Below are 12,986 nucleotides of genomic sequence, written 5' to 3' on the forward strand. Positions count from 1 at the left end.
TTGAGGCAAATCCAAGCCTAGACCCGTCATTCCTTGCCTGGCCAGGCAGGGACGCTGACGCAGCGAGTGCTTCAGCCCAACGCTTCAACCGCATGAACGAGCGCTTGGTGGCGGGTGAGGTCGATGTGATTTTGAGGAAGCTGTTCATAGAGCTTGAGTTTCTCCAGACGCTTCAAGGTGGTGCCGCGGGCCCCCACCACATAGACGTTGCGGCCCACCTCAATTGCCTCTTCGACGGCGTTCTCGATCGCTAGTGCAGCGGTGAGTCCGAGATGCACCACCTCGCTGAGATCGAAGATCACGGCATCACAGTCTGCGATGGCATTGTGTTCCCGGTTGATCGCTTTGGCCACCCCGAAGATCATGGCGCCGTTGAGCTGGAAGAGCAGCACGCGGCCGCCGCCCTGGTTGAGCAGGACACGTTCGGAATCGCTGAGTTCGGCATCATTGTCACCCGTGCAGACTGATTTCACAGCCCGCGTCTGCATGCTGTTCATCTTGTCAATCGTGATGATATTGGCCAGGAAAATGCCCACGCCCACCGCCACCATCAGGTCGACGAGCACGGTGAGCGCCACCACCAGATAGGTGATCAGGGCACCCTTGGGCGAGAGCTGGGGCACCCGGCGCAGGAAGCCCCAGTCGACGATGTCGATCCCCACCTTGAAGACGATCGCCGCCAGCACGGCCAGTGGAATCCGCGAGGCCAGGCCTGAGCCGGCCAGGATCATCAGGGCGAGGATCAGCGCGCGCAGGATGCCCGACAGGGCGGTGCGGCCGCCGGCCTGGATGTTGACCACCGTGGCGGTGGTCGCCCCCGATCCAGGCAGGGCTCCGCAGAGGCCGGCCACGATGTTGGCGAGGCCCTGACCCACCAGCTCCTTGTCGGACTTGTGTTCGCTGCGGGTGAGGCTGTCGGAAACCAGACAGGTGAGCAGGCAGTCGATCGAACCGAGCATCCCCAGCAGGGCGGCATTGATCAGCACCAGCTGCAGCACATCGGGAGTGAGGGCCGGCAGGGTGAGCTGGGGCAGACCGCTGGGGATCACACCGATCCGGCGCAGCTCCACCCCCTGGAAGGCCACCAGGGAGATGGCCGTGCCAAGAAGCATGGCGAACAGCGGGGCCGGGATCAGCCGTTTGATCCGCTCCGGCGTCCACCAGAGAACGGCGAGGGTGATCAGGGCCAGCAGCGATTCCAGCGGTTGGACGCCCTGCAACAGCTGGGGCAGGCTCTGCAAGGTGCCGATCACACCCCCCGTGGGCTGGGCCTGACCGAGCAGGGGCCCGATCTGCAGCACGATCAGAATCGTGCCGATGCCGCTCATGAAGCCCGAGATCACCGTGTAAGGCATCTGGGTGATGTAGCGGCCCAGGCGGAAGACGCCGTAGAGGATCTGGAACACCCCGGAGAGCATCACCACGGTGAAGGCGATCGCCAGGGCCTGGGCCGGGCTGTCGGCCTTGGTGGCGAGGTTGGCGAGCACCGCCGTGAACACCACCGTCATCGGCCCGGTGGGCTCGGAAATCAGCGCCGGTGTGCCGCCAAACAGGGCGGTGACCAGACCGATGATCGCTGCCGACCAGAGGCCGGCCGCCGCGCCAGCTCCGGAGGCCACCCCAAAGGCCAGGGCCAATGGCAAGGCGATGACGGCCGCGGTGAGCCCGCCGAAGAAATCACCGCGCAGGTTGTTGCGGCCAATGTGGTTGAGGATCTGGCTTGGCATAGGACTTGTCATTGACACAGGCAATGGTCATCGATGTTTGACGGACACCCGTGAAGAGAACGAAGGCGTCCGTTGGCTAGGGGGAAGATTCTTTTGGCCCATTCATGCCCAGCATGGGGGTGAAATCACCCTTTGATACCGGGAACTGATTAAGCACACACCTTGGACCCGCGTTCAACCCGCCCTGCGCTGGCGGTTCATCTCCAACGGCGGCGGCAGCGGCCTGGCGGTTCTGGGGCTGGTTCTGGGGTTGGGGGCTCCCGCCCGTGCCCTCGAAGAGATCGTGGTGCCGCTGCCCCTGCTGCAAACCAATCTCACGGTGAAACTGGCTGAGTTGCGCAACCCCAGCAGCCTGTTGCGAGGCGACAGCGATCTGGCCCAGCTGGATCAGGCCAGCAATGGGGCCTTGGGTCGCAAGCTCGTGGAACTGGTGAACACCCCGTTGCCATTGGAGGTGAGTCGCTTCATCGACACGTCCGTGGAATCGCCGCTTCTAAACGAGGCCTTGGCGATCGTTGCGGCCATTTTCCAGGTCAAGGGATTGCCCCAGGAGCTCGACGGCAGCCAACTGGCGGCCGTCTTCAACCGAGCCGGCACCAACAAGACGTCGCCCACCCTGCTCGATCTGCTCGAAGCGATCCCGGGGCAGTCGGCCAGCCTGGATCTCGAGCAGGCCGTGTTGGCTGTGGACCGGCTGATCCGTCAGCAGGCGGAAGGTGAACGGTTGGCAAAGACGATTCCCGCGGCGGACATCGATCCTGCCTTGAGTCAGCTGGGGCCGCGGGCGATCCGCTTGGCCCAGCAGACCATCCCGGTGAGCTACCGGCCCGAGCCGCTCTCGGTCGTGTCGGTGGTGCCGAGAACAGGGGCCAACGGCCGGCTGGTGGTGATCTCCCACGGCCTCTGGGACGATCCCGAGAGCTTTGAGGGCTGGGGGAAGCACCTGGCCAGCCATGGCTACACGGTGCTGATCCCCCGCCACCCCGGCAGCGACCTCAGCCAGCAGCGGTCCATGCTCGCCGGCGAAGCGCCGCCGCCCAACCCCGACGACATGATCCTGCGGCCGATGGACATCTCGGCAGCCATCGATGCCGCTGCCGCCGGCACGCTCAGCAACCTTCCCGCCAACCTGCGCACCGACGCGGTGGTGGGCATGGGCCAGTCGTGGGGGGCGACGGACATGCTGCAACTCGCAGGCGCAGAGCCCAGCAACGCCGGCATCATCAAGCGCTGCCCGGGCCTGCGCAATCCGTCGCGCAATCTCAGCTGGGTGCTCCAGTGCAGCTTCCTCGAATCGGCCAACCGGGCCGGGCGGGCTGATCCACGCATCAAGGCCGTGATGGCCGTGAGTCCGGTGACGTCGCTGCTGTTCGACGTGGGGGCAGCCGGCCAGATGAACGCCCGCGTGCTGCTGGTGAGCGGCACCCATGACTGGGTCGTTCCCTCCGGGCCAGAAGCCATCGTGCCGATGGCAGAGGAGGCCCGCAACGTGGGCGGCGGCCACCAGTTCGTGCTGGCCAAAGGCGGCACTCACTTCAACCTGCGCGCCACATTGGCGCAAGGGGGTGGCCCCCTGGGAGGCCTGTTGCTGGCCTGGACGAACGCCGCCTTCGCGGCAGGGCCTGCAGCGGCGCCGGGCCCCAACGCAGCGTTGCTGTTGCCGCCCGATGGCTGGGGGGACAACACCTATCCCTTGATGAACGTCACACCTCAGCTAAAAACGCTACCGGTGCCTGCCAATCCCTAAAGACACACTGAAGCGTTGAAACGACGCAACAGCAGGACGTTCGATCATCACCACAACCTGGATCAGGGCCTTGCCAAGGCTCAAGGAGCGGGGGCGGAATCAGCCTGCTTCGGATCAGAATCCGCAGGAAGTTCCAGGCAATACCCAGCTCCATACACCGTTTTGATGAAGCGGGGTTTGCGGGAATCGGGTTCCAGCTTGGTGCGCAGATGGCGAATGTGGGCCCGCATCGTCTCAACGTCGTCATCAGGCTCGTAGCCCCAGACTTCCTGAAGGATCTGCGGCGGTGGCACGGCATGGCCGTGGTGTTGGAGCAGGCAATGCAACAGATTGAATTCCAGACGGGTGAGCCGCACCGCTTTGTCGAACCAGACGGCCTCAAAGCGCTCACGCACCAAGGTGAGAGGACCAAAGCTGAGGATCTCGTTGGGCTTGGTGGAAAGCGTGGCGCGCTGGCTGCGGCGCAGCAGGGCCTTCACCCTGGCAAGCAACTCCTCAAGATCAAAGGGTTTGGTGAGGTAGTCATCGGCGCCTGAGTTGAAACCACTGACTTTGTCGTGGGTTTCGCCCATGGCCGTGATCATCAGGATCGGGACCCCGGCGCTGCGTTCATTCCGGCGTAACCGTTGGCAAACGGTGAGGCCGTCCACCTTGGGGAGCATCAGATCCAGCAGGATCAGGTCCGGGTTCTCCTGCATGGCCAGGGCCTGCCCTTTGATGCCGTCCTCCGCACATTCCAGCCGAAAACCAGCTTGTTCGAGAAAGGCAACCACCAGCTCCTGCATGTCTGGGTTGTCTTCAATCAGCAGGATGCAGGGCTTCGCCAGAAATTGCCTGGTCATCAGCGGCAGCAGGGAATGGTGATTGACAAAACCAGCGTTCGCAGATTATCACGACTGCTCCATTGCAGAACTGTTACCTGGCAGGGTGCTCTAGCAAGCCACCCACAATCGGGTAACGGCTGATACGCAGTAAGCAAAAAGGCTCAATGGCCAACTCGATTAGGTAGCAAACTCCGCACACCTCAGGAGTCGTTCCGGCCGTGCTTGACAGCTGCAGATGGCATGAACCACACGCTCGGTCATTGCCGCCAGATTGAACCGCCGATTGAAGCGGTAGCTGAAGGCGCCCAAGTAGCGATCAGCGTACTTTTCGAAGCGAAGGGCATGGAAGCTGCCGCTGAAGCTGGTTTTCAAGTTGCTGAGCACCGTGTTAATCCAACGGAATTCTGGTAATTCATTGGGATGACGACCCTTTACGACCACAGGATGATGGAAGCAACCGACTTCTGCAACGGCGCGAAAGCAAGCCAGCCCATCGGAGATCACTTCACAGCCTATCGCCAGTGAATCTTGGGCCCAATCAGCAATAGCGGCAAAAGAGAACGTGGGCACGGTGGCAAGTTTTATATACCGGGGGTGGCCCGCCTCATCGACAGAGACGGCTGCCACGACCGGCACCTTGTTCTCCGATCCACGACCAGGCTTGCCACCACAGCGTTCTCCGCCAAGGTAGGCATCATCCACCTGCACCCTTCCTCTGAGGACATAGGCGCCATCACGTTCTTTCATTGCCTGCATGATCTTGTTCTGAAGCAACCATGCCGTTCGGTAGTTCACACCGAGATGACGCCTCAGAGCTAGTGAGGAGATTCCTGTCTTGGCTTGGCCGACGAGGTAGAAGGCAAGGAACCAGGTGGTCAGAGGTAACTTTGTTGCCTCCAAGATGGTACCGGCCGTGAGGGTGGCTTGATGACGACAGCTCCGGCACTGATAGCGCTTGTGGCGCCTGCCAATGATGAGCCCGTACTCCTTGCCCTCACAACGTGGGCAACGGAAACCATCAGGCCAGCGCGCCTGTTCCAGGGCAACTTCACATTTTTGCTCGGTTCCGTAGAGCTCAATAAACTGGGGCAGCGACAGGCTGGCCTGGAACTGGATCCGATTCATAGCCATGGCACTGACGACTGGTATATGCGTACCAGCCTAGATCCCAAAAGGGCTGCCTGCGGAGCTTGCTGCCTAATCAAGATGGCCAATAGCGCCTGGAATGATGTGCCATTGGCCATTCCACAGTTCTGAGATAAGGCAAAGACAGAGAACTGGCTGCCTGGCCCGGGCAGACATCAACGAAGCTAGCAAGAGAGCAACGAGCCTGAAAGCCAAGCCAAGATGAACAAGCGCGCAGAAACTCCAGGAAATCTCTATGCAAACCAGCAGGAAAGACAAGGCACCCCTGTCAAACTACATAAGCCCTAAGCCAATTCCCGATAGGGAGTCGATGGAAAATGTCTGAGCTGAATGGCGTGATGATGCAATATTTCCACTGGTATAATGAACCCGATGGAAGTTTGTGGAACGAAGTTGCTGATAATGCTAAAGATCTGGCCGACGTAGGGATCACGGCACTCTGGCTTCCTCCCGCCTACAAGGGCAATGCAGGCGGTTACGACGTTGGCTACAGCGTTTATGACCTCTACGACCTGGGCGAGTTTGATCAAAAAGGAAGCATTCGTACAAAATACGGCAGCAAAGACGACTACGTGCGTGCGGTCAAAACCGCCAAAGAAGCAGGCATTCGTGTCTATGCCGACGTGGTCTTAAACCACAAGATGGGCGCTGACAACTTCGAAGAAGTGACAGCCACACCCATGAGCGAGGCCAACCGCCATGAAGCGATTGACGAACCACGCACGGTCAAAGTGTGGACCCATTTTAATTTTCCCGGTCGACAGGGTCAATATTCCGAAATGGAATGGCACTGGTGGCACTTTACGGCCATAGATTATGACGACAACAATCCAGATTACGAAGCTGTTTACCTTTTTGAAGGCAAACAGTTTGACGAGAATGTAGATCTAGAGAAAGGCGTTTTTGACTACCTCATGGGTTGCAACCTCGACATGAAGTCTGGGGAGGTGCGCGAGGCTCTCAATGACTGGGGGGCCTGGTACACCAAAACGACCGAGGTGGATGGCTTTCGCTTTGATGCGGTCAAGCACGTACGGGCCGGGTTCTTTCCACAATGGCTAGAGCATTGCCGCAAAACCTCCGGGCGCAGGCTGTTTGCCGTGGGTGAGTATTGGTCCTATGAAATTGAGGCCCTGCATCATTTTATCAAGGAAACGGGCGGAGATGTGCACCTGTTTGATGCGCCACTGCATTACAACTTTTGCGAAGCCAGCAAAGCCGGCAACGACTATGACCTCAGCACCATCTTCGACAATACCCTGGTGAAAGATCAGCCAGCCCTGGCCGTAACGCTGGTGGACAACCATGATTCTCAGCCGCTGCAATCACTCGAATCCGTTGTGGAGCCATGGTTCAAGCCCCTGGCCTACGCCCTGATCCTGCTGCGTCAGGATGGCTACCCTTGCATTTTCTACGCCGACTATTACGGCGCACACTACAAAGACAAGGGCAGCGACGGCGGCGAATACGAAATCTGGCTCGATAGCCACCGCTGGCTCATCGACAAGTTCTTGCTTGTACGCAGCAACTACGCCTACGGTGACCAGGTCGACTACTTTGACCACCCCAGCACCATCGGCTGGACGCGCTCAGGCGACAAGGACAACCCCGGCGGCATGGCGGTGCTGCTGAGCAGCGGTGATGATGGGCGCAAATGGATGGAGGTGGGCAAGCCCAACAGCGTTTTTCATGACATCACCGAACATATTTCAGATAGCGTCACCACTAACGACGAAGGCTGGGGGGAATTCAGCTGCAAGGGAGCTTCGGTGTCAGTCTGGGTGCCGAAGAACTAGGTATAAAAGAACAAAATAAATCTGCATACACTCCGAAAAGTGTATGCAGACTCGATTTGAAAGCCAAACAAACAGAACAACTAATCAGTTGATCGTGGCATGTGCGTCGTCTTTCATGTCTTCAACAGCATGTTGAACACTGGCGCGGGTTTGCTTGGCTTTGCCAGCAAGCTCATCTTCTTCTCTACCGGTTACCTTACCGAAGGTTTCCTGTGCCTTGCCTTCAAGGTCTTTGGCCGTAGCTTCAACCCTTTCACCTAATCCCATGATTGTCTCCTTTGTAATGGTCAACATCCAAGCAAGATGGATGTATGCAGTAACCATAGGCCATGCAAAGGGCTACAACTCACCAAATACCTTTGAACTTCCTTGAGTTCAGTTTGATTAAATCTGTAGCCTCGTCCATGTCTGCCGTTGATAGCTGGCATGAGCTCCTTGCTTACGTTGAGGCGGCAGAAAGCAGGGCTTCGGTCAGCTCATCAGGATCAGCATTGGAATCAGAACCTGGACCTGCATGGCCCAAGAGCTCGGGACGGTCAGCCAACGACTCGATCAGGGCAGAGAAAAAGTTGTCTTGATCATTGAGCATCAAGGCGCCCATGCTGCCCATCCTTCCACCGATGCACCAATCAACGGACCCATCCACTGCCGTGATCACCACCCCGGGGCGCTGGGGGAGAGAGTTTTGAATCTTCAATGGATCGCGACATGAAAAGAAGCCGTCGGCCTCTTCGGGTGTACAGCGAATTAAAGTGGCTGCTTGAGCCAATGGGCGGAAACGCCTGAGGATTTCCTGTGTCGGCATGGAGCCTGGCTCAAGCCCCCAGGACTGAGGCTTGCAGGCCACGTCCAGGGCAATCGCAACACCTTGTGGAATCGCACGCTCCAGCACCATCGTCAACGTTGTATTCTCTGTCGCACCAATCAGGGCATTACTGGTGATCTGAAGCCAGGAGGTCTTGGAGGCATCCGGCATCGTCACTTCCACCAGGCCAGCTGCCGTGGCAGTCGCAGAGTCTGCCTGTTCGAAGAGGGAAGCAAAGTCAGCATAAGCCTGATAGCAGGCCTCATCACTTGAAGCGAATGGCTCCTTGGCAGCAGGAGCGCTGTTGGTTGCATTCACAGTGTTATCAGTCATCAGAGTACAAATAGGGGTGGGCAATGAAAAAGTGTGCAGCGCTACTCAGCGTGACACGATGCAGTGGGACGACGACAAAAGACAGGCCAATGAAGAGCCATCAGCAACTCCTATCTCACTATCGGCAATGAGAGCTGAGGTTTGATGGTCAACTGAAGCGGCCTGAAACGCGAACTGCCATGGATTGTTCTCGGCCAATGTTCGGCATTCACAGCCTGGGTGAAAAGGCCACGACAAGAACAAGCACAGCCGAAACTATCGGCTAGCAAAGGATTGCGTATCGCAAGCCACCTGATCAGTATTGTGCTCGCCGCCAGCTTCAGCTTGCTTGGCTTTGCCTGCTAATTCACTCTGTTCATTTCCAATAACCTTGCCGAGCTGTTCCTGGATCTTGCCTTCAATATCCTTGGCAGTGGCCGCCACTTTCTGAGTCAAACCCATCATAACCTCGATTGTTTGCGCATCCGCAAAAGTTGGATGCATGCGCTCAAGATAAAACAGGGCACAAGGAGGTCGCCACCGTTAATCCATCATCATCCTTGAGTCCTTATGGATTAATTCTGGGATTTGAGAACTGGCTTTCGCAAGTACAGCTTAGATGAGATCGTACCTCCACGAGAACGATCCCATGCCTGCTGGAATACTCCCTGGAATACTCCGCAGAAGGAGTGGTAACAAAACGGGGCCTGTCAATCAAGCGAATGAATCAACAGGGTGCACGGGCCGGATGGTGCCACAAGGTCGGTGAGCACGCCATCTCTTGAACTGCTCTACGAGCAACGTGCGAAATGTTCGATGACGCTCAAACCTTCCACAGGGCCCGGTGAAATCAGCATCACCAAGGCATTGAGCCATTTACAGCGGCCGTTTCGCACGCCTGACATGGTGGGTGTTGCCATGCGGGCGCTACTGGCCAACAAGCTGGCAGACCTGCCACGACCAGCTGACGGCAGAACACTGCAACGCTGGCAAGCGCTAGCCGAAGTTGGAGCCAACGATCTTTCATTGGCCAAAGTCTATGAAGGCCATACCGATGCGCTGGCCATCCTTGCAGAACTCCACGGTCCGATAGGTCAAGGAATCTGGGCGGTCTGGGCCGCCGAAACTCCACAATCACGCGTCAAATTCCTTGCGGGCAAACACGGAGGCGCGCTCTACGGAACGAAGGCTTGGTGCTCAGGGGCGGCACTGGCCGATTCAGCACTGATGACGGCCTGGACGCAGGATGAGCAACCGATCCTCGTGGCGCTGCAGCTGCGCCAACCTGGGCTCCGCATTGAAACTCAGCAGTGGAATGCGGTCGGGATGTCGGCCACTGAAAGTGCCACAGTCATCCTCAATGGTGTTCCTGCAGTCGCAGTCGGTGGTCAAGGAGAGTATGGCGGCCGTCCCGGTTTCTGGCAGGGCGGTGCCGGCATCGCAGCGGTTTGGTACGGGGCCACAGTGGCCATCGCTAAAGCACTTGCCACATCTTCGAAAGTTGCCAGCGATCCGCATGCCGCCGCCCATCTGGGCGCCATGGACAGCACCTTGCGCGCCGCCCGTGCGCTGCTCATCGAAACCGCCACATGGATCGACACCCATCCAATGGCAGACACCAAGTCAGCCGCGCTGCGCGTGCGAGCCACTGTGGAATCAACGGCCAACGACGTCTTGCAGCGCACGGGGCGGGCACTGGGCCCGGGACTGCTCTGTAGCGATGCCATTCATGCCCAGCGCTGCGCAGACCTCCCCGTCTTCTTGCGTCAGAGTCATGCGGAGCATGATCTTGCTGCCCTCGGACAATCTGTTAAGGGCCATTCCGCAAGGTGGTCATTATGACAGCAATCCAGTATGCGGGCGGATCAATTAAGGATGCGCTGATCACGCGGTCGTTGGATTTAGGGCTGGTAGCACCACATCCAAACCTACGTTCTTGTGTGGTTGTCCCGGCTCGCAACGAGGAAGCGGTTTTGCCAGCACTCATTGCTGCCCTAGCCGCTCAGCGAAATCTTGCCGGTGCCAAGCTCGATCCAAGCAGTTTCGAGGTCATCGTTCTAGTGAACAACTGCAGCGATTCCACAGCTTCAGTTGGCTTCGATCTGTGCAGACAGTTCCACCAGCTCCATCTCCACATCGCTGACGTATCTTTTGACGCCGATACGGCCCATGTGGGGCGTGCACGCCAAGCACTTTTTGACGTGGCCTTGGCCCGTTTTGAAAAGCTTGGGCGCCCCAACGGATTGATTCTCACCACTGACGCTGATTCACGGCCAGCAACCGATTGGATAGCCCAGACCGAGGCAGAGATTGCCAAGGGTGTGGTCGGCGTTGGCGGCCGCATTACTCTCCATCGAGAAGAAACAGCCGAACTGCAAGCAGGTGTACGCAAGTTCCTATTTCTCGATATTGCCTACCGACGGGCAATGGAAGAATTGCGCTGGCTCTACGCCCCAGAAGCGCATGATCCATTTCCCAGGCATCACCAGCACTTCGGCGCAAGTTTCGCTGTCACTGCGGCCGCCTACGTACAGGCCGGCGGCATGCCACTCCAGCGGAGTAGCGAAGACGTGGCCCTCTATCGAGCCATCATTGATTCAGGTGGTCGCTTTCGTCATAGCGCGCAAGTCAGGGTCCAGACATCAGCACGCATGGTCGGCAGGGCACAAGGCGGCTTAGCCGACGCACTTGACTGCTGGGATCAACAAACCCGCCATGCGGAACTCGTACTGGTTGAATCTGCTGCAGACGCCGAGGCACGTCTGGCCAGATTAGGGCTTTTATGCGCTGGGAATCCTGGCTGCATTCCACCGTCTTCGTTAATCATGACGCCAGACAAGCCTCTGCCAGGACAGGGGGCAGAGATTGGAGCCACCCTGCATTCCTTACGCGAAATCTGTGCCTCACTGAGGCCAATCACAATGACGGAGCGCCTCAATCAGGCGCGTTACCGATTCGGTCAGATCGATGCAGATGTCAAACCCCACAGAAACCAGATCATGCCAACTCCACTGCTACCCAAATCATTACTCGAAGAGCCAGAGCGTCATCCATTGCGTCCCGCAAAGGCAGCACTGGCTTTGGGGTCAACGGTCATCGTTGCTCCCCACCCAGACGATGAAACCCTGGGCTGCGGCGGTCTGCTGGCCTTACTTGCCCAGAGCGGTATCCCCACAAAGGTTCTGTTGATGACGAACGGCTCGCGCTCCCATCCAAACTCACTATCGCATCCGTACGAAAAGCTCGCAGAAGTGCGCGAGGGTGAAACAATCAACGCCCTCACTGCACTTGGAGTCTCACCGAACGCAGCAACGTTCCTACGCTATGGCGATGGCGAATTACCACAACCTTGCACCCCAGCCTTTGGCCAAACGATTGGACGCCTTAGAGATCTATTCACTGAACTTGAAGCGAACACCGTTTTGGTGCCATGGCGACGAGATCCCCATGACGATCACAAAGCCACTTGGCATCTGCTGAGATCAACCTTCGCTGGCTTGGCTGAGCGCCCGCGCTGGTTGGAATATCCAATTTGGGCTTGGCAGGATGCAAACAATGAAGCAGCACCAAGCAGCCATGAAGCCTGTGCCTGGAGGCTCGATATTTCATCCATACTGCTGCAAAAGCAACACGCTATCGCACAGCACCGTTCTCAGCTGGGTACATTAATCCATGACGATCCAGAAGGATTCGTGCTGAGGCCGGAAATGATCAGCTACTTCGTACAGCCTTGGGAACTTTTCATTGAGCCAAACGATGACTGAAGTAACACCACACATCAAAGCCACATGCAGCGGCTCCAGCTGCTTTGGGCGTGACTACTTCAATCTCTTGTACACACAGAACAGCGATCCATGGGCGTTTGAATCAAGCCCATACGAAGCAGCAAAATACGCGGCAACATTGGCAGTTCTACCACAGCTACATTATTGCAATGCCCTAGAACTTGGTTGCTCCATCGGTGTACTGACACAGCAACTGGCCTTAAGGTGCAATCAATTACTTGCCACTGACATCTCGGAAGTAGCCCTCGCGAAAGCGGAAGTGCGCTGCAAATACCTCAATAACGTCAGATTCCAAAGACGTGATCTCAGCACAGATTTCACAAATGGACAATTTGATCTGATCCTGGTATCAGAAGTTGCCAACTATCTTTCGCAGCAAGAGTTAGAAGTTTTACGCTCCAACATCGCTAATGCCTTAATCCCTGGCGGCAGCCTGTTATTGGTACACTACACAGGCAAAACGCACTATCCACTCACTGCAGACCAAGTACACCAAACATTCCTTGAATGGGAAGGGGTGGCATGGAAATCTGAAGAACGTCAGTGCAGGGTGGACTACCGTCTCGATCTACTGACAAAAATCAACTCGTAGACATGCCAGCAGAGATTTAGCGGCCTGTGGGCCTATTCTGGATGCCCGCACAAAGGTGCTGTGAGCAACGCGCTGGGAAAGCATTCAGCAATATTCTGCTCGTTCAGCGCAGCAACAGAGAACGCCAAGTTTCAAGCGTGTCCAAGCAAGTCTGTTCAAGTCTGTTCAATTCTGTCGAAACAGACCGAACACAAGACGAAACTCATGTCCAGGCACCAAGCTCTAGATTAACTCAAGACTGAATCAAGAATT

At 57.4% G+C, this 12,986-nt stretch carries 11 protein-coding genes; 5 read left to right on the plus strand and 6 right to left on the minus strand.

Going from position 1 to position 12,986, the window contains the following annotated elements; genetic code table 11:
- Positions 1 to 71 precede the first annotated feature (71 nt).
- Positions 72 to 1,727 carry a SulP family inorganic anion transporter gene (locus BM449_RS05220; protein ID WP_120352758.1) on the minus strand — a complete coding sequence of 552 codons (1,656 nt, stop codon included), beginning with the start codon at positions 1,725 to 1,727 and terminating at the stop codon, positions 72 to 74.
- A 250-nt stretch (positions 1,728 to 1,977) separates the two neighbouring features.
- Here BM449_RS05220 and BM449_RS05225 point away from each other — a divergent pair, with 250 nt between their 5' ends.
- A complete protein-coding gene (locus BM449_RS05225; protein WP_233831121.1) occupies positions 1,978 to 3,474 on the plus strand; it encodes a dienelactone hydrolase in 1,497 nt (498 codons plus the stop codon).
- Between the two features lie 80 nt (positions 3,475 to 3,554).
- On the opposite strand, the gene BM449_RS05230 is transcribed toward BM449_RS05225, so the two are convergent.
- Both BM449_RS05230 and BM449_RS05235 read right to left on the minus strand, forming a co-directional pair.
- On the minus strand, positions 3,555 to 4,316 hold the full coding sequence (locus BM449_RS05230) for a response regulator transcription factor (RefSeq protein ID WP_071800363.1): 762 nt from the start codon (positions 4,314 to 4,316) through the stop codon (positions 3,555 to 3,557).
- Between the two features lie 159 nt (positions 4,317 to 4,475).
- Complete coding sequence (locus BM449_RS05235) at positions 4,476 to 5,429, minus strand: IS1595 family transposase (RefSeq protein WP_071799713.1); 954 nt, start codon at positions 5,427 to 5,429, stop codon at positions 4,476 to 4,478.
- 332 nt (positions 5,430 to 5,761) lie between these two features.
- Between BM449_RS05235 and BM449_RS05240 the strand changes: the two genes are divergently transcribed.
- Positions 5,762 to 7,240, plus strand: coding sequence for an alpha-amylase (locus BM449_RS05240; RefSeq protein ID WP_071800364.1), 1,479 nt, complete (start codon positions 5,762 to 5,764; stop codon positions 7,238 to 7,240).
- A gap of 84 nt (positions 7,241 to 7,324) precedes the next feature.
- Here BM449_RS05240 and BM449_RS05245 read toward each other — a convergent pair whose 3' ends face one another.
- From BM449_RS05245 to BM449_RS05255, 3 genes are all read right to left on the minus strand, one after another.
- Entirely contained in the window at positions 7,325 to 7,564 is a 240-nt protein-coding gene (locus BM449_RS05245) for a CsbD family protein (RefSeq protein WP_311134186.1), read from the minus strand.
- Positions 7,565 to 7,679: 115 nt separating this feature from the next.
- Positions 7,680 to 8,378 (minus strand): hypothetical protein, encoded by a 699-nt coding sequence (locus tag BM449_RS05250; protein WP_071800365.1) that lies wholly within the window; start codon positions 8,376 to 8,378, stop codon positions 7,680 to 7,682.
- 255 nt (positions 8,379 to 8,633) lie between these two features.
- Positions 8,634 to 8,861 carry a CsbD family protein gene (locus tag BM449_RS05255; protein ID WP_311134035.1) on the minus strand — a complete coding sequence of 76 codons (228 nt, stop codon included), beginning with the start codon at positions 8,859 to 8,861 and terminating at the stop codon, positions 8,634 to 8,636.
- A gap of 261 nt (positions 8,862 to 9,122) precedes the next feature.
- Here BM449_RS05255 and BM449_RS05260 point away from each other — a divergent pair, with 261 nt between their 5' ends.
- From BM449_RS05260 to BM449_RS05275, 3 genes are read left to right on the plus strand one after another with little or no spacing between them, the layout of a single operon-like run.
- Positions 9,123 to 10,199 carry an acyl-CoA dehydrogenase family protein gene (locus BM449_RS05260; protein ID WP_205526851.1) on the plus strand — a complete coding sequence of 359 codons (1,077 nt, stop codon included), beginning with the start codon at positions 9,123 to 9,125 and terminating at the stop codon, positions 10,197 to 10,199.
- Positions 10,196 to 12,121, plus strand: a complete 1,926-nt coding sequence (locus BM449_RS14410; protein WP_145536925.1) for a PIG-L family deacetylase — start codon at positions 10,196 to 10,198, stop codon at positions 12,119 to 12,121. The genes BM449_RS05260 and BM449_RS14410 overlap by 4 nt, the downstream gene beginning before the upstream one ends.
- Complete coding sequence (locus tag BM449_RS05275) at positions 12,114 to 12,734, plus strand: SAM-dependent methyltransferase (RefSeq protein ID WP_071800367.1); 621 nt, start codon at positions 12,114 to 12,116, stop codon at positions 12,732 to 12,734. The genes BM449_RS14410 and BM449_RS05275 overlap by 8 nt, the downstream gene beginning before the upstream one ends.
- Positions 12,735 to 12,986: the final 252 nt, after the last annotated feature.

Source organism: Synechococcus sp. SynAce01 (assembly GCF_001885215.1).
Taxonomy (GTDB): Bacteria; Cyanobacteriota; Cyanobacteriia; order PCC-6307; family Cyanobiaceae; genus Regnicoccus; species Regnicoccus frigidus.